This is a genomic window from Paraburkholderia sp. CI3, assembly GCF_050436505.1.
In the GTDB taxonomy this organism is placed as follows: domain Bacteria; phylum Pseudomonadota; class Gammaproteobacteria; order Burkholderiales; family Burkholderiaceae; genus Paraburkholderia; species Paraburkholderia tuberum.
The window spans coordinates 242,210-264,765 of sequence record NZ_JBNDMI010000002.1 but is presented as its reverse complement, the minus strand read 5'-3'; the positions used below and the strand labels follow the sequence as shown (position 1 = coordinate 264,765).

General features: G+C 62.2%; 18 protein-coding genes and 1 pseudogene. 10 read left to right on the top strand and 9 right to left on the bottom strand.

Annotated features, from left to right (window positions below; translation table 11 throughout):
- The first annotated feature begins 117 nt into the window (after window positions 1-117).
- Both OKW29_RS04050 and OKW29_RS04045 read left to right on the top strand, forming a co-directional pair.
- Window positions 118-2,163, top strand: coding sequence for a protein-L-isoaspartate(D-aspartate) O-methyltransferase (locus OKW29_RS04050; protein WP_429290075.1), 2,046 nt, complete (start codon window positions 118-120; stop codon window positions 2,161-2,163).
- Window positions 2,164-2,524: 361 nt separating this feature from the next.
- Window positions 2,525-2,749 (top strand): annotated as a pseudogene (locus OKW29_RS04045) (peroxiredoxin); the annotation flags it as partial.
- Between the two features lie 107 nt (window positions 2,750-2,856).
- Here OKW29_RS04045 and OKW29_RS04040 read toward each other — a convergent pair.
- The 4 genes from OKW29_RS04040 to OKW29_RS04025 all read right to left on the bottom strand — a co-directional run bounded on the left by OKW29_RS04040 (window position 2,857) and on the right by OKW29_RS04025 (window position 7,835).
- A complete protein-coding gene (locus OKW29_RS04040; RefSeq protein WP_429290074.1) occupies window positions 2,857-3,591 on the bottom strand; it encodes an ABC transporter substrate-binding protein in 735 nt (244 codons plus the stop codon).
- Between the two features lie 228 nt (window positions 3,592-3,819).
- Window positions 3,820-5,109 (bottom strand): MFS transporter, encoded by a 1,290-nt coding sequence (locus OKW29_RS04035; RefSeq protein ID WP_429290073.1) that lies wholly within the window; start codon window positions 5,107-5,109, stop codon window positions 3,820-3,822.
- Between the two features lie 51 nt (window positions 5,110-5,160).
- Complete coding sequence (locus OKW29_RS04030; RefSeq protein WP_429290072.1) at window positions 5,161-6,489, bottom strand: MFS transporter; 1,329 nt, start codon at window positions 6,487-6,489, stop codon at window positions 5,161-5,163.
- A 71-nt stretch (window positions 6,490-6,560) separates the two neighbouring features.
- Window positions 6,561-7,835: a glucarate dehydratase family protein gene (locus OKW29_RS04025; protein ID WP_429290071.1), complete on the bottom strand. Its 1,275-nt coding sequence runs from the start codon at window positions 7,833-7,835 to the stop codon at window positions 6,561-6,563.
- Window positions 7,836-8,041: 206 nt separating this feature from the next.
- Here OKW29_RS04025 and OKW29_RS04020 point away from each other — a divergent pair, with 206 nt between their 5' ends.
- From OKW29_RS04020 to OKW29_RS04010, 3 genes are all read left to right on the top strand, one after another.
- Window positions 8,042-8,746, top strand: a complete 705-nt coding sequence (locus OKW29_RS04020) for a GntR family transcriptional regulator (RefSeq protein WP_184068489.1) — start codon at window positions 8,042-8,044, stop codon at window positions 8,744-8,746.
- A gap of 577 nt (window positions 8,747-9,323) precedes the next feature.
- The gene (locus tag OKW29_RS04015) at window positions 9,324-9,581 is read left to right on the top strand and encodes a hypothetical protein (RefSeq protein ID WP_429290070.1); all 258 of its coding nucleotides are present in this window, start codon (window positions 9,324-9,326) and stop codon (window positions 9,579-9,581) included.
- Between the two features lie 133 nt (window positions 9,582-9,714).
- Window positions 9,715-10,062, top strand: a complete 348-nt coding sequence (locus tag OKW29_RS04010; RefSeq protein WP_084754269.1) for a hypothetical protein — start codon at window positions 9,715-9,717, stop codon at window positions 10,060-10,062.
- Between the two features lie 97 nt (window positions 10,063-10,159).
- Here the strand turns inward: OKW29_RS04010 and OKW29_RS04005 are convergent, their stop codons facing one another.
- Together OKW29_RS04005 and OKW29_RS04000 are read right to left on the bottom strand one after the other, a co-directional pair.
- Window positions 10,160-11,173, bottom strand: a complete 1,014-nt coding sequence (locus OKW29_RS04005; protein ID WP_429290069.1) for a Gfo/Idh/MocA family protein — start codon at window positions 11,171-11,173, stop codon at window positions 10,160-10,162.
- 176 nt (window positions 11,174-11,349) lie between these two features.
- On the bottom strand, window positions 11,350-13,014 hold the full coding sequence (locus tag OKW29_RS04000) for an alpha-amylase family protein (RefSeq protein WP_429290068.1): 1,665 nt from the start codon (window positions 13,012-13,014) through the stop codon (window positions 11,350-11,352).
- Window positions 13,015-13,062: 48 nt separating this feature from the next.
- On the opposite strand from OKW29_RS04000, the gene OKW29_RS03995 reads away from it, so the two are divergent.
- Complete coding sequence (locus OKW29_RS03995) at window positions 13,063-14,694, top strand: alpha-amylase family glycosyl hydrolase (protein ID WP_429290067.1); 1,632 nt, start codon at window positions 13,063-13,065, stop codon at window positions 14,692-14,694.
- Between the two features lie 102 nt (window positions 14,695-14,796).
- On the opposite strand, the gene OKW29_RS03990 is transcribed toward OKW29_RS03995, so the two are convergent.
- Complete coding sequence (locus OKW29_RS03990) at window positions 14,797-15,654, bottom strand: helix-turn-helix transcriptional regulator (protein ID WP_429290066.1); 858 nt, start codon at window positions 15,652-15,654, stop codon at window positions 14,797-14,799.
- A gap of 104 nt (window positions 15,655-15,758) precedes the next feature.
- Here OKW29_RS03990 and OKW29_RS03985 point away from each other — a divergent pair, with 104 nt between their 5' ends.
- Window positions 15,759-16,658, top strand: a complete 900-nt coding sequence (locus OKW29_RS03985) for an SDR family oxidoreductase (protein WP_429290065.1) — start codon at window positions 15,759-15,761, stop codon at window positions 16,656-16,658.
- A gap of 69 nt (window positions 16,659-16,727) precedes the next feature.
- Here OKW29_RS03985 and OKW29_RS03980 read toward each other — a convergent pair whose 3' ends face one another.
- On the bottom strand, window positions 16,728-17,420 hold the full coding sequence (locus tag OKW29_RS03980) for a phosphatase PAP2 family protein (protein ID WP_429290064.1): 693 nt from the start codon (window positions 17,418-17,420) through the stop codon (window positions 16,728-16,730).
- 247 nt (window positions 17,421-17,667) lie between these two features.
- Between OKW29_RS03980 and OKW29_RS03975 the strand changes: the two genes are divergently transcribed.
- The 3 genes from OKW29_RS03975 (at window position 17,668) to OKW29_RS03965 (ending at window position 20,051) form a co-directional block, all read left to right on the top strand.
- Entirely contained in the window at window positions 17,668-18,540 is an 873-nt protein-coding gene (locus tag OKW29_RS03975; RefSeq protein WP_429290063.1) for an endonuclease/exonuclease/phosphatase family protein, read from the top strand.
- Window positions 18,541-18,679: 139 nt separating this feature from the next.
- On the top strand, window positions 18,680-19,465 hold the full coding sequence (locus OKW29_RS03970; RefSeq protein WP_429290062.1) for a COG4705 family protein: 786 nt from the start codon (window positions 18,680-18,682) through the stop codon (window positions 19,463-19,465).
- Between the two features lie 37 nt (window positions 19,466-19,502).
- Window positions 19,503-20,051 (top strand): hypothetical protein, encoded by a 549-nt coding sequence (locus OKW29_RS03965; protein WP_429290061.1) that lies wholly within the window; start codon window positions 19,503-19,505, stop codon window positions 20,049-20,051.
- Window positions 20,052-20,089: 38 nt separating this feature from the next.
- On the opposite strand, the gene OKW29_RS03960 is transcribed toward OKW29_RS03965, so the two are convergent.
- Complete coding sequence (locus OKW29_RS03960) at window positions 20,090-21,331, bottom strand: glycosyl hydrolase (protein ID WP_429290060.1); 1,242 nt, start codon at window positions 21,329-21,331, stop codon at window positions 20,090-20,092.
- Window positions 21,332-22,556 lie beyond the last annotated feature (1,225 nt).

Below are 22,556 nucleotides of genomic sequence, written 5' to 3'. Positions count from 1 at the left end.
CACGAGCACCTGCCGGCGGTATGCTCATTGCTGAAGCGTGAAAGAGCAGCGGACTCGCGCGCGGCCTCGTCGCAATGCGTGGCGCGCGCAGCGCCGCGCATTCGCGAGGAGGCGGCGATGAGCGATTTCGACGAAGCGCGCGCATGGATGGTCGAACGGCAGATCGTGCAACGCGGCGTGCGCGACGACTACGTGATCGAGGCGATGCGGCGCGTGCCGCGCGAGGCATTCGTGCCATCCGATCTGCGCGAATTCGCGTATGACGATACGCCGCTGCCGATCGGCGGCGAGCAGTCGATCTCGCAGCCGTACATCGTCGCGAAGATGCTCGCGGCCGCCGAGTTGCAGCCCGGCGATCGCGTGCTCGACATTGGCACGGGCTCCGGCTATGCGGCCGCGATCGCCGCGGAGATCGCCGGCCGGGTGGATTCCATCGAACGCGACGCGAGCCTCGCCGAGGGCGCGCGCGAGCGCTTGCAGCGGCTCGGCTACGAGAACGTCGAAGTGCATGTTGGCGACGGCACCGCAGGTCTTGTCGCGCATGCGCCCTATAACGCGATCATCGCGGCGGCGGGGGGACCGCGTGTGCCGCGAGCGCTGCGCATGCAACTCGCCGTGGGCGGACGGCTCGTGATGCCGGTCGGCAGCAGTCAGAGCCGTCAGCGGCTCGTGAAGATCGTGCGGCGCAACGAACACGACTACGACGAACATGCGTTCGGCGACGTGCGCTTCGTGCCGCTCGTCGGCGACGATGGCTGGCCGGAGCCAGGCGGCGCGCCGCGCGCGGATTTGCGGCCCGCATCCACGCCCATCCCGCTCACGCCTACGCCGGCCGCACCTACGCCGGCCGCGCCTACGCCGGCCGCACTCGAACTCGCGATTTGCGACGCGGCCGAACCGTTGCCCGACATCGATTCCGCGGAATTCGCGGCATTTTTCGACCGCTTCGCCGGACATCGCGTCGTGCTGCTCGGCGAGGCCAGTCACGGCACGTCGGAGTTCTACCGCGCACGCGCGGCGATCACGCGGCGCCTCGTCGAGCAGCACGGCTTTTCGATGATCGCGGTCGAGGCCGACTGGCCCGACGCCGCGATCGTCGACCGGCATGTGCGCGATCGGCCGATGCCCGGCGGGCGGTCCCGACCGTTTCGCCGCTTTCCGACCTGGATGTGGCGCAACACCGACTTCATGGGCTTGGTCGCGTGGCTGCGCTCGCACAACGCCGCGCACCCCGAGCGCGAAACGCGCTTTTACGGGCTCGATATCTACAGCCTTTCCGAATCGATCGACGCGGTATTGCGCTATCTCGACAGCGTCGATGCTGCCGCGGCGCGCACCGCTCGCGAGCGTTATGGGTGCCTCAGTCCGTGGCAGAAAGATCCGGCCGTGTATGGACGCGCCGCGTTGAGCGGCGGCTACGCGCAGTGCGAAGAACACGTGGTCGCGCAACTCGGCGATCTGCTGAAAAGCCGGCTCGACCATGCGCGCGAAGACGGCGAGCGCTTCCTCGACGCGGCGCAGAACGCGCGGCTCGTGGCGGTCGCCGAGCACTACTATCGCGCGATGTACTACGGCGGGCCGCAAAGCTGGAATCTGCGCGACACGCATATGTTCGACACGCTGCGTCATACGCTCGACAGCCGCGGGCCGCAGGCGCGTCTGGTCGTGTGGGCGCACAACTCGCATATCGGCGACGCGAGCGCCACGCAGATGGGCCGCATGCAGGACGAGATCAATCTCGGCCAGTTGTGTCGCGCGCAGTTCGGCGACGCGGCGGCGCTGATCGGGTTTGGCACGCACAGCGGCACGGTCGCCGCGGCGAGCGATTGGGGCGGACCGATGGAGGTCAAAACCGTGCAGCCATCGCTCGAGGGCAGCGTCGAATTCAGCATGCACGGCACGGGTCTCCCGCGCTTCCTGCTCGACCTGCGGCCCGGCATGCACGACACGCTGCGCGAACGGCTGCGCGCGCCGCTATTGGAGCGCTTCATCGGCGTCATCTACCGTCCCGGGACCGAGCGGTATAGCCATTACGCGGAAGCGTCGCTGGCCGAGCAGTTCGATGCGTTCGTGTGGTTCGATCGCACGAGCGCGGTGAGCGCGCTGCCCGTTTCCGCCGACGAAAAGAACCACGCGGCGGGGACTTTTCCGTTCGGTGTGTGAGGGCGGTCGGCACGCTCACGCCTCAGGCGAGGAACGCGGCTTGCAACGGAACGGACAGGGCATTCCAGCTGGTCCGAACCGAGGGGTCGCTCATGAACAAGGTTGTACAGCGCCTTGCCATCGCCGCGAGGTTGGGTGTTGCCAGTGGCGTCGTCTGCGCGCAAGGCGCCCGGCAAGTTGAGCCGCGACCAGGCGAACCGTGAACACGCGGGGCGCGCGAACCAGGCCGCGGTTCAGCACGGACAGTGCCGCCAGCATGGCGCGAGCAGTGCGCGCTAGCGGCGACGCGGCCCGGCTGCCACCGTCGCCGCGCGGGCTCGCGATTCCGCCATGAAGGACGAACCGGTCTGGTTCCTGCTGATCGGCGCGCGCGTTGCATCTGTCGTTGCCGGCCGATACCAGCGTCGATGCGGAGATCGATCTCGGCACCACCGATGGCGCTTATTTCCTTCAGGCGCGGCTGTTCGTCAGTCTTCCCGGTGTCGAGCGTGACGTGGCGCACGCCTTGATCGAGCGAGCGCATCTGACCTGCCCGTATTCGAAGGCGTTGCGCGGTAAGGTGGATGTGCAGACTACGCTCGTTTGAGCGTCGCTGAAGGTGGTGGCGGGGCCGCGCCGAAGCATCGCGCGGCCCCGCGTATCTGCTATGCCAGCAGCTTCGAAAGCTACGCGGTGTCGGGTTCGAGCGGCCCGCTACGCCGCAGGCGCAACCGACGCTCCCGCGATCTTGTGCCGCGCGAGCGATTGCGCCACAAAACCTGAGGCCTTCATCTCTTCGACAAACGAACGCAGCGCGTGAGCCGCCGCTTCGCCGCGGCTCTTCGGCACACCCATCGCCTGCCGGATCACCATGAAGCGCTCGTCTAGCAGCCGCAGACCGGGAGTTTGCTTCGCATCGGCCTCGAGTTGCTGCTTCACGCCTGCCGCCACTTCCAGATGCTGCTCGATAAACGTCGGCACGACGCTCGGCGAGCTCGGCGCGCGCACGATTTGCGCGGATTTCAGCTCGCGCGTCAGAAACAGATCGTACGCACTGCCTTGGCCGACGACGACCCGGTTGTGCGCCTGATCCACATCCTGATTCGAGCGTACCGGCGAGTCGTCGCGCACCAGGTAGAAGCCTTCGATCAACACATACGGCGCCGTGAACGCAATCGTCTCGCCGCGCAACGGATCGATCGCGAAGAAGCCGAAATCCGCGCGCTCCTCGCCGACGGCCTGCACCGATTTGCCGGCCGTATCGAAGACGACCAACTCCAGTTCGACGCCGAGTTTCGCGGCGAACGCGCGCGTGAGATCGACCGATACGCCGAACGGCTCGCCGGAGTCGGCGTGACGATTGGCCAGGATTGGATTGCCGAGATTGATCGACGCGCGCAGCTTGCCCGTGGGCGTGAATGCGGCGACGACGGAGGGATCGATGGTCATAAGGCCTCTCGTGGCGATGGCGTTGGGGCGGGCGAAGTCTCAGGGTTCAAGGATTTCGCTGATGCGGGATAGCGCGTCGAGAGTATGCAGCAGATGCTCGCGCGTTGCTTCTGACACTTCTTCGTTGCGCTCGCGCTCCAAAAGTTCGGCAGGAAGCATCGTTGCAAGGGCAGGGGACGCCAGTTATCCGTGCCACGTCCCCTCGCCCTTTCACCCGCCAGCGGCACGTCAATCGCGCAACTTAACCGCCGTCATCCGCGGCATCAACAGATGAATGATGCCCAGCGCAACCAGATACGCCGACGCGCCGACCGTAAAGAGCGCCCAATACTGCCCGGTGCGCTGCAAGGTCTCGCCGATCACGCCAGAAAAGAAGAACGAACCGACCATCCCCGCCACGCCGCCAATACCGACCACCGTGCCGACCAGGCGCTTCGGAAACACGTCGCCGACCGTCGTGACGAGGTTTGCCGACCAGCCCTGGTGCGCCGCTGCCGCGAGACCAACGGCGAAGACCGCCCACCACAGGCTCTGGAAATACGACAACGTTGCGATCGGCACCACGCACAATGCACAAATGAGCATCGTGAGCTTGCGCGCGAAATTCGGCCTGTTGGTGCGCGCCATCAAACGCGACGACAGCCAGCCCCCCGCCACGCTGCCGACCGATGACATCGTATAGATAGCGATCAGCGGCAGGCCCATGTTGCCGATGTCGATATGGCGCGACTCATTGAGCCACTTGGGCAGCCAGAACAGATAGAACCACCACACCGGATCGGTCAGCAGCTTGCCGAAGACAAACGCCCACGTTTCGCGGTACTTGAGCACCGACAACCAGCTGACTTTCTGCTCGACGACTTCCTCGCGATCCGCATTGATGTAGTCGAGTTCTTCCTTCGACACCAACGGATGCTCCGAAGGCTGCCGATAAACCAGCATCCACACCGCCAACCAGATGAAACCGGTCGCGCCGCCCGCGATGAACGTCGCGCGCCAGCCCCACATCACGGCAGCGATCGGCACGAAGGCCGGCGCCACGATGCCGCCGATCGTCGCGCCCATGTTCCAGAAGCCCGTCGCTAGCGCGCGTTCCTTCTTCGGAAACCACGTGGCGGTAGTGCGGATCGCAACCGGAAAATTGGCCGCCTCGCTGAAGCCGAGCAGACCGCGCACGGCCGCGAAGCCCGGCACGGTCGATGCCACCGCGTGGAGCATCGCCGCGAGACTCCACAGCGCCATCGCGCTGCCGTAGACCTTCTTCGTGCTGACGCGATCCGCGATGCGGCCGAAGATCGCGAGACCCACCGCATAGGCGACCGTAAACACCATCACGGTCTGCGCGTACTGCACCTGGCTCCAGCCGATATCCTTTTGCAGCAGCGGCGCGAGCAGCCCGAGCATCTGACGATCCATGTAGTTGATCGTCGTCGCGGCGAAGATCATCGCGCAGATGGTCCATCGGTATCGTCCGACGGCCGTGCATGCGACGGCCGTCGTGGCTTCTATCGTTTTCATCGTGTCTCCTAAGGTTTCTGGAAATAGTGTCTATACGGTTGTTCGATGCAGTCAATGCGCGGAGGCGGGCATTCCTTCGCGCGGGCTCATGCGGGAGAAGAACACGACCCCGGCGGCCACCACCGACATCACCGCGAGTCCAGTGAGGCCGCCCTCGATCGAGCCGGTCTTCTGTTCGAGGAAGCCGAAGTCCGCTGGCGCGACGAAGCCGCCGAGGTTGCCGATCGAGTTGATCAGCGCCAGCACTGCGGCGGAAATCCGCGCGTCGAGATAGCCCTGCGGGATCACCCAGAACAGTGACGAGGCGGCCTTGAAGCCGATCGCAGCAAAGCAGATCGCGACGAACGAAAACACCGGGCCGCCCTGGCCGGCCGCATACATGCCGACCGCGGCGATCAGCAGCGCGCACGCGACCCACGCCTGCTGGAACTTGAAGCGCGCCGCGAGCATCGCGAACAGATACATCGCCGCGATCGAGATCAGCCACGGAATCGAGTTGTACAGGCCGACCTGGAAATCGTTGAAATGGCCCATCTTGCGGATGATGCTGGGCAGCCAGAAGGTCGCGCCGTAGATGGTCAGCGATACCGCGAAGTAGATCAGGCAAAAGATCAGGATTTGCGGATCGCGCAGCAGCGCGCCTATCGATGGCTTGACCGGGTGCGCGGCGGCGCGCTGGCGTTGCTCCTCGCCGACCGCATCGAGCAAGGCGTCCTGCTCGGCGCGGGTGAGCCACGCGGCGTCGCGCGGCTTCGAGTCGAGCCACAGCAGGATGAAGCCCGCGAGCACGACCGAGAACATGCCTTCGATGATGAACATCCACTGCCAGCCGCGCAGCCCCGCGCCTTCGATCAGCATCAGGCCGCCGGAGATCGGCCCGGACAGCACCGACGCGAGCGCCGAGCCGCTCAGGAAGATCGCCATCGCCTTGCCGCGCTCGTTGCTCGGCAGCCATTGCGTGAAGTAGTAGATGACGCCGGGAAAGAAGCCCGCTTCGGCCGCGCCGAGCAGGAGCCGCATCGCGTAGAACGACGTTTCGCCGCGCACGAACGCCATGCCGGCCGCGGCCAGCCCCCACGTGAGCATGATGCGCGCGAGCCACAGCTTCGCGCCGTAGCGCTGCAGCAGGATGTTCGACGGCACTTCGAAGATCGCGTAGCTGATGAAGAAGAGCCCCGCGCCGAGCCCATAGGCCGCCGCCCCGATGCCCAGATCGGCGCTCAGATGCTGGCGCACGAAGCCGATGTTCACGCGGTCGATGTAGTTGACGATGAACATCACGACGAACAGCGGCAGCACGCGCCATTTGATCTTGCGCACCGCGCTCGCCAGCGCGCTGGCGCGCTCGGGCCGCGCCGTGTCGGCAATCGGGCTACTCATGGGGTTGTCTCCTTCGATGGCGACGCGCGTTGCGCGTCGCGGGCCTCGTAGGCGCGGATTGGAAGCGGGAGCTAAAAGCGCGGATTCTTGCCGGTGAAGCCCGGCTCGTACTTGCGCATCTGCGAGAGGTCATCGCGATTGCGCACGCCGCACGACAGATACTGCGCATACAGTTCGGCGAGCCGCTCGCGGTCGAGCTCGACGCCGAGGCCCGGCGTGGTGGGCACGCGCACCGAGCCGTTGTCGAACTCCACGCGGCCGCCCTTGATGACTTCTTCCTCCTGCCACGGATAATGCGTGTCGCACGCATAGGTCAGGTTGGGGATGCTTGCCGCGACGTGCGTCATCGCCATCAGGCTGATGCCGAGGTGCGAGTTCGAGTGCATCGACATGCCGAGATCCCACAGCTTGCACATGCGCGCGAGCATCTGCGTCGCGCGCAGGCCGCCCCAGTAGTGGTGATCCGACAGCAGGACCTTGACCGAACCCATCTCGGCGCCGCGCTGGAAATCTTCCATCGTCGTGATGACCATGTTGGTCGCGAGCGGCAGGCGCGTGTGCTTCGCCAGTTCGGCCATCCCTTCGAGACCCGGGCACGGGTCTTCGTAGTACTCGAGCAGCTCGTCGAGTTCAGGGGCGGCGGCGATGCTCGTTTCGAGCGTCCAGTTGGCGTTCGGGTCGAGGCGCAGCGGCACGCCGGGGAACGCCTGATGCAGCGCGCGCATGCAGGCGATTTCGTGTGCCGGTTCGAACACGCCGCCCTTCAGCTTGATGCTCTGGAAGCCATACAGCTCGATCATTCGCCGCGCCTGCGCGACGATCTGCTCGGGGCTCAGGCCTTCGCCCCAGGCGTCGGGCGCATAGGGCTTGTCGACGTGCTCGGCGTATTTGAAGAACAGATAGGCGCTGTAGGGCACGGCGTCGCGCACCTTGCCGCCGAGCAGATCGACGATCGGCGCGCCGACGATCTGCCCTTGCAGATCGAGCATCGCGACTTCGAGCGTGCTGATGACTTTCGGCGCGTTCTTCGCCGAGTGCGAGCCCGGCGCGAGTTCGAATTCGACCGCGCCCGGGCTCGCCTTGATCGACGCTCGCACGCGCTCTTCCATCCGATTGAGGTCGAACGGCGACAGGCCGGTCACCAGCGGCTTCGCCTGTTCGAGCACGCGCAGCATCGGTTCGTCGCCATAGGTCTCGGAGATGCCGACGCGGCCGTCGCTCGTCTCCAGCTCGACGATGGCGCGCAGCGCCCAAGGTTCGTGGATTCCGGCGGCGTTGAGCAGCGGGCCGTCGCGGAAGGCGATCGGGGTGATGCGCACCTGCGTGATGGTGATGTCGCGAGTCATGATGGCATTCGGCACAAGAAGAGTTTGATGGGACGGATGGTAAAGCACTAATGTATTAGTGCGTTACTGGGGTAAGTACCCATGTGCACTGTTCGCGGAATTCCGCTCGCAAGCCCGCTGGAAGGGGCGCACGTCGGCTATAGTACTAGTGCCTCAGCGGACCGCCATGCCGGGTCACGCCTGCTTCCATGCTTCAGTTTTCTGCCATGAAAAACCATGCTCATTCGTCGACGGTAACCCGGCTCGACCGCTCCCGCCACGCCGCGCCGCAAGTATTCGAACGACTGCGCGAAATGATCCTTTCCCTCGAACTCACGCCGGGTACGGTGCTGTCGCGCACCGAGCTGGCGAACCGCTACGGGCTCAGCCAGACGCCGGTGCGCGACGCGCTGATGAAGCTCGGCGAGGAAGGTCTCGTCGACATCTATCCGCAGCACGCGACGGTCGTCAGTCAGATCAACGTGACGTCCGCGCTGCAGGCGCATTTCCTGCGCCGCTCGATTGAACTCGAAGTGGTGCGCACGCTCGCGCAGCAGCGCGACGCCACGCTGATCGCTGAACTGCGCCTGACGATCGCGCGGCAAACGGAAGTGCTCGACCTGAAGAACTACGAGCAGTTCTCGCTGCTCGATCAGGCGTTTCATCGGCAGATGTACGAGGCGGCCGGCGTGCCGCAGCTATGGGATCTGGTGCGTAGGTTGAGCGGCCATATCGACCGGCTGCGGCGCCTGAATCTGCCGGTGGAGGGCAAGACGATAGCGGTCGTGCGCGATCACACCGAGATCGTCGATGCGATCGACAAAGGCGATGTCGAGGCGGCGCAGGCAGCGCTACGCAAGCATCTGTCGGGGACGCTGAGTCAGATCGATCAGATCCGCACAAGTCATCCAAATTTTTTGGCGGACGAGTGAGCGTTCGCTGAATCGCTGGCTACGGCTGGTTCACGGTCATTCTGAATGGACCGCCGTTCGCCGCCGCGTGGGGTACCGCTTCGTTGAGCGGACCGCAACATCCTCGTTTTCATGTTCATCGAACCGGAAGCACGGCGGCTGTTCGGACCCGCCTGGGAAAACGAAGCGCGCCGCATGTGGATCGCGCACGACGCGAAGGCCCTAGGGTCTGTTTACATATGGAACGCACGTGCGTTGCCGCGAGAAGGGCCGCTCGCAAGGATTGCGACGCCGCGAATACTCGACGTATTCGCAAGGAGCATGACGCAGCGAGCGGCCCTTCTCGCGGCAACCCCAGTTCTGAATTTCATTCCAGGGGAATGCCCGCTATCGGCCGCAGGGCGGCGTCGTGCGTCGCTCACGTGGCGCGGCCACGCAGCGCTCCTTACTCCTTGCCCTGCGGCCGATAGCGGGCATTCGCACGTGCGTTCCATATGTAAACAGACCCTAAGACCTTGGTCCGATTGACGCGACAGCCACGCGTGGCACCCTTGTACAAAGTCGGCACACTCGTGTTCAATCTGTCAGGGAGGTCACCATGTTTTCATGGAGCCGGGAGTTCGCGGTCGCGGTCACGGCTGTGTTCGTGATGGCTTGCGCGGGAAGCTCCTGGGCAACCGAACAGGCTCAGCAGCGTCGCGCCGGACGTGACGTTCGCCAGGAGACACGCCAGGGTTCCCGCCACACGAAGCAGGAGTGCCGGGCCACGGACCAGAAGAGCAATTCGCAATGCCGGCAGGACAAGCGGCAAACCAAGCAGAACGGCCGTCAGGCGGCCAGGAATATCAAGTATTGAGCGTTTGCGTTCGCGTGCGCCAGCTGGGCACTGAACCAGCGACAGCAGGGGATGGCAGACACCACGTCCACCAGATCAAGCGGGGAAGCTGATGCGAGCCTGCCGATACGTAGCGCTTTGCACCTTGCCGTTCATGATCGTCGGCTGTAACACGCCTCCGATCGCGCCGGGCAAGCCGGTCGATATCCCGACTGCCCTCGAGCAGGTTCTCCAGGGCCTGTGCAATTTCCGCAAAGATCAGGCCGGCCGGAAGCAGGATCTGGGCGCTGCAATCGACTCTATCACCGTGGAACTCGACCTGACCGTCGACGGAGCGAGAAATCCCCCAGTGGCGGTTGCGCCGGATATCCAGTTCATTCCCACGGTTAGCTATGGTCAGATCATGACGGCAAACAGAGGTAGCAGACTCGTGCTTACGCTGAAAAACACTGGCAGCGGTGCCCACGGCGGCGACTGCGATGTCACCGCGCCGGCCAGGTAAAGACCACTTTCGCTCGCCATAGCCTATGGCTTTGCGAAAGCGGACAACTGGGCACTTGCCGCGCGTCGAACAGCGCGGCAAGTGCAAGCGTTGCACGTCAACCTTGGGCGATGCTCTCCCACGCGCCCGATTGAGCCGAGCGGAACACGGCATCGATCACCCGCATATTCGCGCGCGCATCTTCTAGCGGAATAGCCTGCGGGCCCCCACTCAGGATCGCCTCCGCGAACGTGGCGGCGGCTACGCCATATTGATCGCACACCGCAAGCTCCAGCCAGCGATCAGTCGCGACACCGTCGCTATTGTGCTCACTGATTAGCAGGCGCGTCGGTCGATCGTTTGGTGCATTGAATGGAATTTCGACTTCGATTCGCCCCTTGGTACCGTGAAATTGCATCCGCTGGTACGGATAGGTCTGAGTCGAGTAAAAGAAACTCGCCTGCACGCCATCGAAGTCCATCAGCACGGAGCCGAGCCGGTCCACTTTGAAGGTCGGATCCTGCTCCACCAGCGCAACTACGCGCCGTGGCTCACGCCCGATAGTGAAGCGCGACGTCGTGATCGGATAACAACCAATATCGAGCAGACCGCCGCCACCTAGCTCGCTCTTGTTGCGGATATTGTGTTCGTTCGTGTTGTGATAGGTGAAACCGCCGGTCACTGCCCGCAATTCGCCGATCGCGCCTTCGTCGATCAAGGTCCGCACCTTCAACCATTGCGGATGCGTGCGAACCATGAACGCTTCCTGGATGTATCGGCCGTTCTTGTCGCGCGCGGCGATCAGCCGTTCAACCTGTTGAGCGTCCAGGCTGATCGGCTTCTCACACAGGACGTGCTTGCCCGCCTCGACCGATTTGATCGTCCATTCCACGTGGAGATGATTGGGTAATGGAATATAGACCGCGTCGATTTCCGGGTCCGCGAGGAGCGCCTCGTAACTATCGTATGCGACAGCCAGACCATACCTGGCCGCGGCTTCCCGCGCCTTCTCCGGAGAGCGTGACGCGATGCCTTTCACCCGACACTTCGGCGCGTTGTGCATGGGCACGACCACCTTGTCGTTGATCTTTGCGGCGCCCAAAATTCCCCAGACTATTTCATCCTTTGCCATGACATCCCTTTATTCGATTGCGTATCCGATGAGTCGAGCAGGCTGAACATTCGCGTGAGTCGACAAGTCGCGTGAGTCCGCGAACGACCAGAAGCACGCGATCGTATCAGTTTAACCGTGTCGCCCCGCGATACCCGATACCCGGTCCGACCGAAGGCACGATCGCGACTCGTCAGCTAGACCTCGGTCCGCCTGAGCAGATAGCCGAGGCCGCCCACCCGATACCATCGGTAGCCGAACGGCTCGAGCACCACCGCGTGGCGGCGGCCATCGTCGGACTCGCTGTGGTCGTCGGACAGAAGATTGATCAGCGACTGTCTACCCGGTTCGTCGGAGCTTAGGCGGAATTCGACGGTACACGCTTCGGCGCGGAAATTATGCAGAAACAGCACGGAGTTGTTACGCCACTGATAACTGAGCGCGAGCACATTGTTTCGCGAGGTAGGCAGCACTTCGAAGTCCCCCCAGCTGATTTCCGGTACTTCCTTGCGCATGCGAATCATCCGCTCCGTCCAGTTGAGAAACGAATCGGGATCGCGTCGCTGCTTCGCCACGTTGACCCGCTCGAAGCCATAAGCCCCGCCGCAGATCGTCGGGACGGGCGGGTTTGAATGACTGGTAAAGCCGCCTTGCGGCTCGCCCGACCATTGCATCGGCGTGCGCGCACATTGGCGCTCGGGCAGGCGCAGGTCGTCGCCCATGCCGATTTCATCGCCGTACCGGAACACGGGCGTGCCGGGCAAACTCAACATCAGGCTGTAGGCAAGTTCAAGGCGGCGTCTGTCGCCCGACAGCATCGGCGCAAGTCTGCGGCGGATGCCGCGCCCATACAGCTGCATGTCGGGGTCCGGAGCGAACGCGGCGAACACTGCCGCGCGCTGAGCGGGCGTCAGCCGGCCCAGATCGAGTTCGTCGTGATTGCGCAGAAACACCCCCCATTGCGCGCTCGGCGGCCGTGGCTTCGTCGCAAGGAGCGCGTCCTTCAACGGCTTCGTGTTGCCCGTCGCGAGCGTGTAGAACGTGTTTTGATTGACCCGGAAGTTGAACATCATCGGCAGGCGCTCGCCCTCGTCGCCGAAGTATTGGAGGTCGGTTTTGGGCGGCACGTTGGCTTCGGCCAGAATGATCGCATCGCCCTCGCGCCACTGCAGAAACTCGCGAAACGTTCGCAACATGTCATATTGCTCGACGGGGCGGCGCACCTTCGGGCCCTTCGTCGCGATGACGAAGGGCACCGCGTCCATGCGGAATCCGGAAACCCCCAGCTGGATCCAGAAGCCCATGATCTTCAGCAATTCCGCCTGCACATGCGGATTCGATGTATTCAGGTCCGGTTGAAAATCATAGAAACGATGAAAGTACCAGCGTCTCGCCCGCTTGTCGAAACTCCAGGTCGACTTCTGCACGCCCGGAAACGCGACGCCACGTTGCGCATCGGGCGGTTTGTCGTCCGACCAGACATACCAGTCGCGATACTTCGAAGCGGGATCGCTGCGTGCTTCCAGGAACCACGGATGCTGGTCGGACGTGTGATTGACCACCAGATCGATGATGACGCGCAAGCCCCGCTCGGCGCACGCATGCGTAAGCTCGGCGAAATCGCCGAGCGTGCCGTACTTCGGGTCGACGTTGTAATAGTCGCAAACGTCGTAACCGTTATCGCGTCCGGGCGAGGGGTGGAAGGGCATCAGCCAGATCGTCGTCATGCCAAGCCCTTGCAGGTAATCGAGCCTGCGCATCAGGCCCTGGAAGTCGCCGACGCCGTCGCCATTCGCATCCATGAAGGTGCCTACCGAGAGGCAATAAATGATCGCGTTCTTGTACCAGAGGTCATTGAGCATAGGTTCCGCGCATAGCGCCAAAACGATCGATCGCCAAGAGGAATTGCAATGTCGGAGCTTGCGTGGTGGCAACGCGGCGTGATCTATCAGATCTATCCGCGCTCGTTTCAGGACAGTAACGGCGATGGCATCGGCGATCTACCCGGCATCAGCGCGCGGCTTGAATATGTCGCGGCGCTAGGCGTCGATGCGGTGTGGATCTCCCCCATCTACCCGTCGCCCATGGCCGACTTTGGCTATGACGTCGCGGACTACTGCAACATCGATCCGATATTCGGCACTCTGGACGGGTTCCAGCAATTGATGGGCCACGCACATCGGCTTGGGCTCAAGGTGCTGCTCGATTTCGTGCCGAACCATTCGTCGAGCCGGCATCCGTGGTTCGAGGAAAGCCGCTCGTCACGGGCCGATCCGAAACGGGACTGGTATCTGTGGCGCGATCCCGCGCCCGATGGCGGGCCGCCGAACAACTGGTTGAGCCGCATGGGAGGCTCGGCGTGGGAGTGGGACGAGGTGACGGGACAGTACTACTATCACGCGTTTCTGTGGGAGCAGCCTGATCTGAACTGGAGAAACCCGCAAGTACGCCGCGCGATGGATCAAGTGCTGCGATTCTGGCTGGATCGCGGGGTGGACGGCTTCCGCGTGGACGTGCTGTGGCTGTTGATCAAGGACGCGCGGTTTCGCGACAATCCGCCCAATCCCGGCTATCGGCCCGGCGAGCCGGAACATCATCGGCTCTTGCAAAGTTACACGGAGGATCAGCCGGAAGTGCATGAAATCGTCCGCTCGATGCGAGCCACACTGGACGAGTACGGCGAGCGCGTGCTGATCGGCGAAATCTACCTGACTGTCCCGCAACTGGTGAAGTATTACGGCGTGAACGGCGAAGGTGTGCACATGCCATTCAATTTCCAGCTGCTCAACGCGAGATGGGTCGCGCAGAACATCGCCCGCATGATCCGGGATTACGACATCGCGTTGCCCGAATACGGGTGGCCGAACTGGGTGCTGGGAAACCACGACAATCCGCGCGTTGCATCGCGCGTCGGCGCGGCGCAGGCGCGGGTGGCCGCTGTGCTGCTGTTGACGCTCCGAGGGACGCCGACGCTCTACTACGGCGATGAGATCGGCATGCCGGATGGCTATATCGCGTCAGATGAGATCCAGGACCCGGCGGAACTCCGGCAACCGGGCATTTGCCAGGGGCGCGATCCCGAGCGCACGCCTATGCAATGGGATGGCTCGCTGGCGAATGCGGGCTTTACGGACGGCAAATCGTGGTTGCCGATTGCGACGGCGACGAGCGTGCGCGAACAGCACGGCGACATGTCGAGCATGTTGTCGCTCTATCGGCGCCTGCTGAGCCTGCGCCGCAGCAACGCCGCGCTCGTGCGGGGCACGATCGAGAACGTCGTTGCTGACGGCGACGTGCTGACCTATGAACGGCGATACGGCAATCAACGCCTTTTCATCGCGCTGAACATGGGCGTCGAAGATGCCACCGTGCAGTCGCGCCCGGGCATGGTGTTGCTATCGACGGTGAGTACGCGCATCGGCGAAACCTTCGTGGAGGGCGCCAACTGGCTTGCCGCCAGCGAGGCGGTCATCGTGATTCTTACGCGAAGCTTGTCCGATGCCGTGCGGCCAATTAACGGGCCGAACGATGCAGTTCGGTAGTTGTCCCCCAAGGTGCTTCAACCTCATTGGTTTCCACGAGCAATTGCGGAGTCGCCCGAGTGCGATCCGGCGGCCGCGCTCGCGCTCGAGCGTCAAAGCCGATCACGCAGCGGTCAAAGGCGCGGCGCTGGCACTCTCATCCATCGATGAAACGGTACTGCGGATGCGCGCCGCGATTCGCGCGTCGAGCGGCGTGTACACGAGCATGCTCAGGTCTGGCCGACCATCGACGGCGAACAGCGAATACTCCATTTCGACGGTCCCGAACGCAGGATGCAGCAGGCGCTTAACGTGGTGTCCTTCGCTGTGGCCGAATACCTGGTTTTCGCGCCACATGCGTTCGAAGTCCGGGCTCGTGCGACACAGATCGTCGACCAGATCGCCCACCTCGGAAGCGAGCCCCGCGCGAGCAACGTCCGCTCGGAACGTCCCCACGACGAAGCGCGCGACACTCTCCCAGTCGTGCTGTTTTGCCCGGACGGCCGGATCGCCGAACAGGAAGCGCAGGATGTTGCGCTGGCCCGGCGGCAGCGCGCTGTAGTCGGTCAGCACCACGGCTGCGGCGCGATTCCACGCGACGACGTCCCACGTCGCGGTCTTGATGATCGACGGGCTGGCATCGAGTGAATCGAGCACGCGTTGCAAGCGCGGGTCCACTGCGTCGGTGGACCGGTAGCGCACTTCCGGGGGGAGTCCGAGGCCCAGCATGAAAAGATGTTCGCGCTCGGTATTCGTCAGCATCAGCGCCGCGCAGATGCGCTCGAGCACCGCGGCGGATGGCGCGCCGCCGCGGCCCTGCTCGAGCCACGTGTACCACGTCGAGCTGATATTCGCGCGCTGCGCCACTTCTTCCCGGCGCAATCCGGGCGTGCGCCTGCGGCCCGAGAAGCCGAAGCTGGCCGGATCGAGCCGCGTGCGGCGGCTGCGCAGAAAGTCCCCGAGGGTTTGGGCGGTGTTCACTGGGATGATTAACCTGTTAGTCGCTTTACCGGGATAAGCTCACTACTTCAATAGCATAGTGAATGATCGCATAGTGCGTCGGTGGCTATTCTGGAGACTTGACCATGCGAATCTTTCTGACGGGCGCAACCGGGTTTATCGGCTCGGCTTTGGTGCCCGAACTTATCCACGCCGGGCATCAGGTCATCGGCATGACCCGGTCCGATCAGGGCGCGCAGGCTCTCAGCGCAGCCGGTGCGGAGGTCCATCGCGGCACGCTCGAAGAGACCGACAGCCTGCGCAGCGGCGCCGCGAAGGCGGACGCCGTCGTTCACCTTGCTTTCGACCACGATTTCTCGCACTTCGTGGAGAACTGCGAGAAGGACAAGCGTGCTATCGCTGCACTGGGCTCGGCGCTGGCCGGCTCGGATCGGCCGCTTCTGATCACGTCGGGCACGGGCGTCGGCAGCCGCGATAACGCGCAGCCGGCCACCGAAGAGGTGTTCAACACCAGTCACCCGAACCCGCGCATCGGCTCGGAGCTGGCCGGCAACGTGCAGCTGGAGGCGGGCGTCAACGTGTCGGTGATGCGCTTGCCGCAAGTGCATAACCCGTACCGGCAAGGCCTCATCACGCCGCTCATCCAGATCGCGCGGGAGAAAGGCGTGTGCGCATATGTGGAGGAGGGACGCAACCGCTGGCCGGCGGGGCATCTGTCGGATGTCGTGCGGCTGTACCGGCTCGCGATCGAGAAGGGCGAACGCGGTGCGCGCTATCACGCGGTCGGCGAAGAAGGCGTTAGCGCCCGCGAGATCGCCGAGGCGCTCGGACACGGCCTGAAGTTGCCGGTCGTCTCGATCGCGCGCGACGAGGCGCAGGCGTACTTCGGATGGATGGCGATGTTCGCCGCGCTCGATATGCCGGCATCGAGCGCGCAGACGCAGGCGCGTTTGGGCTGGCGACCGACAGGTCCGACGCTTCTCGCGGATCTGAACGAAGCGCGTTACGTTCAGGTGTCCGCGTAGCTTTCGCTGTCGCTGTCGCTGTCAGCCGCCGTCGCACGAGAACAAACCTGGGAGCAACCATCGCCGCCATCATAGGTGTTTCATTACGCCACTCGCCAGCTTGCGCAGTTCGTCGAACTGCGTGACGAGCTGGAGGCACAGAACAAAGGCCAGCGTCGCTGCGGGCGCCGGGTGGCGTTCGGTCCATCGCAGCACCGGCGTCGCGTAGCGTACGCGGATCGCATCCCGCGTCATCACCAATGTAATCACGATTCCCACCGCGGTGCCCACCAGCAAATCGGTCGGATAGTGAAAGCCGAGATAGGCGCGCGGAAGGCAAATGAACAGCGCAGTATAGAGAAGCGCCAGCACGCCGACGCGCCGCGACATCAGGAAGATGCCGGTGGCCACCGCCATCCATAGCATCGCGTGATCGCTCGGGAAGGAACTCCAGTTGGTCAGCACTGCGTCCTTGATTTCGCCGCTGGCAAAGCGCAGATGCAGTTCGGTGTCGTAGACGGGGCGCACCCTGAATGGCAACCAGTGAGTCAGCAGTCTTCCGACGAAGAGCGCCACGATGCCGCTGACAAGCGTCGCGAGAACCATTTCTCGCCGCCATTCGCGGCACTCGTCTTGCTGAAACCACATCCACCACAGCACGGGAATGAGTACGAGGCCTTTGAAGGTGTACAGGTTGTCGATGGCCTGGATGGATAGAGTCGCGAAATGGCCGAAGTGTATGTTGGACAGATATGTTTCGATGGACAAATCGAAGCTATTCATTGTTTTCTAAAGAAATTGAGCCGGTCGCGGATGAGGGTCAGCATAATTCATCGCATGCACGGCATTTTTTGGCGCTTACTTTCACTGACAATTTTTACCGCGCAATTTCATCGCTAACTTTCAGTGACCCTGTGGACGCTCATAACAAGGGGAGGCGTGTGATTGAAATGCGCTCGTCCTGTCCAGCGCTGAGTCACCGCGCAGGATGCGGCGATACACTGTAGCCGGATCTTTCAAGGAGGCCGTCATGAAACTGGTCGACTGGAACATTCAGTGGGGATGCGGCGTCGACGGCCGCGTCGACCTCGGACGGATCGTGCGGGAAGCACGCGCGTTGTGCGACTTCGACGTCCTGTGTCTGCAGGAAGTCACGCGCGGCTTCAACGAAGAACCGGCGGCCGGCGGACTGAAAGGCGCGCCATCGTCCGATCAGTTCGCCGAACTTGCCGCTCTGCTGCCGGAGATGACCGTGCTCGATGCGATCGGCTCCGATCTGCCCTCGTTGGGCGCGAGCCGTCATCGGCGGCAGTTCGGCAATGCCATCGTGACCCGTTTGCCGGTTCGTCAGGTGCTGCGCCATTCTCTGCCGTGGCCCGCGGACCCCGCCAAGCCGTCGATGCTGCGCGTCGCGCTCGAAGCGGTGCTCGAAGCCGACGTCGGTCCGCTCCGAGTCATCAGCACGCACCTCGAGTTCTATTCGGAGAAACAGCGGCTCGCACAAGTGGCAAGACTGCGCGAGTTGCATCAGGAGGCGTGCGCTCACGCGCGCGCTCCCGCGCGTGGCGAAAAGCCGGACAGTCCGTTTGCCGATACGGCGCGCCCGGTCAGCGCGATTTTGTGCGGAGACTTCAACAGCGCATTCGAAGACACCGCCTTTTGCCGAATGCTCGAACCGATCACCGACGCTCCGGCGTTCGTCGATGCGTGGGCCCGCGCGCACCCAGGCGAGCCGCGTGCCGCGACGGTCGGCCTATACGATCACGAGCAATGGCCCGACGGACCATTCGCGTGCGATTTCGTTTTCGTCACGGAAGACCTGAGCGCACGCATTGCATCGTGCGATGTCGATCAGCACAGCCGCTCGTCCGATCATCAGCCGATGTGGCTGGAACTGCGTTGAAGGGACTCGGAGTTACCGCCCCGTTATTGGCGCAGGAAAATCTGACCACATGATTCGGCGGGATGCTTAAGGTGCTGTTAAGGGTTGCTCTGCGATGGTTGAGCCTATGTTCAAGCCATGAGAATAGTGAGCACGTCACATGAATAGCAACCCGTCGCAAACTCGCGCGCATGCACTCAGTAAAGTCCCGCAGATCACGCTGGGCTTCTGGATCATCAAAATCGCCGCCACGACGCTTGGCGAAACGGGCGGCGATTGGGTGACCATGTCGCTCAAATTGGGTTATCTGATCGGCACCGCGATTTTTGCGGTTATTTTTATTGGGCTGGTCGCAGGGCAGATCAGGGCGGAGCGGTTCAATGCCTCGCTCTATTGGGCGACCATCGTTGCAACGACCACGCTCGGTACCACGCTGGCCGACTTCTTCGATCGTTCGGTGGGAGTCGGCTATCCGGGCGGTGTAGTCATCGTCTTCGCGCTTCTGCTTGCGAGCCTGGGCGTCTGGTACAAATCGGAAGGTACGGTGGCGGTGCAGAGCATAACCACGCCCAAAGCCGAGTGGTTCTATTGGGTGACGATCCTCTTTTCGCAGACGCTGGGTACGGCCTTGGGCGATTGGGTGGCGGGATCGGACCGAGGCGGTCTGGGGCTTGGCTATGAGTACGGCGCTTTGATCTTCGGTGGGGGGCTGCTGATCGTCGGTGCGCTTTATTACTGGTCGCGGCTGTCACGGACCGCTATATTCTGGGCGGCGTTCATCCTGACGCGTCCGCTTGGCGCGACCTTGGGGGACCTGCTCGACAAACCCATTTCTCAAGGTGGGCTCGAGATCAGCCGACTCTATGCGTCGGTGATTCTGTGTTCGTTCATGGCGCTCTGCGTGATTTTCTTACCGCAACGTCCTGCTGGGCGAGCGATGCGGTAGATGGCGCGAAGAGGCTACGAATGTTCGGGAATAGCCATTGCTTGCCCGCTTTCGCCGCGACACCGACGCGCAGAACGAGCGCGTCGACCTATCGGTAGCGCGCCCGCTCGACGTCCCGTTCAATCGAGGCCGACATGAAGAATCCGTGGACGAAGAAGAACCCGTTCCTGAGCATGTGGTTAAGCGGCGCCAATACCGTCGCCAACTCAGCGCGGGTAAGAACGACAGCGGCAGCCAAACGCGCGACCTCCACATTCTGGAGCGCCGCACTCACCCCACCGAAGCCGAAGAAAAGCAGAAAGACGCGCCGCTGAGCGGACTCGTCCGCTGTCGGGCGAATATGCCGCCTGGCGTGCGCGACCGGACGCAGGGCGAATCTGGATCGGGCGTTTCTCGACTCTCGGGTGGCGCGGCGTTGTTTGCCGTGTCTGCTCCTTCGATTACGGCAGCGACGAGTTTGACGCAACGCATTGGCACAGTGCCAGTTCATCCTCGCGAAGCTCGGCCTCGGGAATTTCGCTGCGCGCTCAAACTGGATGCGGTCCTGTCAACCCGACCAAAACGGAAAAAAGAAGGAGCGCCATAGTCGGCGCTCCGTTCATTCATGGGTTACAGCAGGCAGGCTTACTTGATCGCAGTCAGGTAAGAGCCGGACAGGAAGCGTTGCGAACGCGGAATGGTCGCCGTGTAGGCCTGAATCGCGGCTGCCAGCTGCGGACGAATCAGGTTACGGTTGTAGTCGTAGATCGAATAGCCGTCGCCTTCGCCATTGCTCGGATCGCCGTTACGCACGACATACCAGAACGCCTTTGCCACCGAACCGTTGTTCATCAGAACCTTCAACTGGTTGAATGCGGCCGTTTGTCCGGCGTCCGTACCGTTGGTGCCATTGTTGGTCTCGGTCAGCCAGATCGGCTTCGCGCCACTGCTGACGAGGTTCGACACCGTGGTCATGAATGCCTGCACCATCATGTCGTATTCGGCGCTGCCGAAGTAGGGGTGAACGTCGACGACATCGATCGTGGTGTTCAACGGGCTGGAAGCACTCTTCGTGTTGTTACCCATTGCCTTGATGTAGTCGGTCGCCTGGATCAGCTCGCTGCCCGCGGGCGGTTTCCAGCCGTTATTCGGGTACGCCGAGTTGTAGAAGTACGAGATGCCCTGAGTGTGCAGAACCGTTTTGTAGCCCGACTGGCTTTTCGTGTTCAGGATCTGCCTGGCTTCCGAATAGAGCGTCTTGCTGCGATTCAGAATGTATCCGGAGATACCGTTCGGATCGCCGTAAGACGGGTCCGAAGCGGAGAACGACCAGTTGGTCTCATTGAACAGTTCGATGTCAGCCGTAAAGGGCAGAACGACGTCCATGAGCGAGCCGAGATACTTCGTGAACGTCGCGTCGCAGAAGTCGAGTCGCGGTGACGATGCGGTCGGCGGATTTTTGGTGGCCGGGCATTGGTATGCGCTAGACGGCGCGTACATGCCCACCTGGAAAAGAATCTTCATGCCGCGCGTGCGCGCGGCGTTCAGAAGCGACTTCAGAAAGGCCACTTTGTTGGGGTCCAGCGTGCTGCCGTCGGCCAGCGTCATGAAGTCCCACGAAACGCCGAGGCGAACCGTACCGACGCCCAATCCGGCAATCAGATCCAGGTCCTTTGAGCATTCGTTCAGCGCCGTCTGATCCGCACTCCAGAGATTGCAGTTCACGTCCATTGCAAAACGGTCATTTCCGCTTCCGGTGGGCGGCGGCTGCAGCGCCGCGAGTTGCTTGGCGGTGGCGGCGGTCGAAGTCGTCTGGGAGAACGCTGGCATCGATTGCCCGCACAACAGGGCTAAAACGGCGAACAGTGAGTAGAGTCTGAGTTTCATGGCTTAGCTATAAATTGCTACTGACCGGGGATGGGCCGAGAACGTTGGAATTACGTTTGCCGATGACCATCAGTGCCTGAAGCGATGGCATACGTAACGCAAACACGTCAAACGCGTGAGTCAACGGTCGCTGACATCACGATTGAAAATGCTCTTGCACGAGATATGCGGGTTTCGTATCGATCGTCGCGAAACGGTTCAATCGCCTTGTCCCGCCCGTTGCACCAGGGCGCGGTTATAAGGCTGACCGTTCGCCTGAACCGGCGGAGAGCCATTGTCGGGGGGCACTACGCCGTTGCTGTACGGATCTGTAGCCGCGTTCGCGACTGTGTCGGCAGGCAGGGAGTTGGCGGTCACGGACGCGGTGCTGCCATCATCGCTTGTTTCACCGCCACAACCTGCAAGGCTTAGTACGCCTGCGATAAATGCAAGCGCCGAAGCAGTTTTTGCGATCTGGGGAAGCCGACGAAATGACGGTTTTAGTCTTGGAGAGAGTCTGCTGAAGAAGGACATCTGTCTATCAGGCCGATGGAACCTGGCCGCTAAAACGAACAACGTTCGCGTGATAAGGACGTCGCCACGAAAAAATACGCAACAACACGAAGTAGAACTGAATAATGACCGGCTTTTTTCAAGAGCCGCCCGCTGCCGCACTCGCGTGGGGCACTAATCGCGCTTAATCTTCAGATTTAATGCGACCTACTGAAAACCCGCTTTCATCATTTTCAATCGGAAGATTCGGTAATTCGTCGCAAATTGCGAAGTTTTTCCAATTGAATTAAAATCGACAAGGTTTTCCCTGAGTGATCTGATGAATACGAATGATACAGAATTGGAACAATTCTTTCCCCATCGGACGTAACTAAGCGTAACAACGAAATTTGTGCTATGTGATCCTATCGGTAACGTGTCCCTCCTCCCTTCCCACGCTTATCCAGACGCGTTCTCACGCCCGAGTTCGAGATTCACAAAAAAACAAAAAAACCGTTACAAAATTGTTACTTGTCGCTTTTAGACAGTCGGGGTGCTTTAATTTCCGTCAATGTATGGTTCTTATCGGATGGCTCGGGACCTAATTAAATGACAATTAAATGTTCCGGTATGGTTTTAGAAAGAAAAATAATGCTGCCGAGGCATTTATATGCGCCGCACCGCTCGCATCAAATAAATCGCGGAATGCGAATTTTGCCACGGTTTGACTTTGTGCTTTGGAACAAGGAGACGG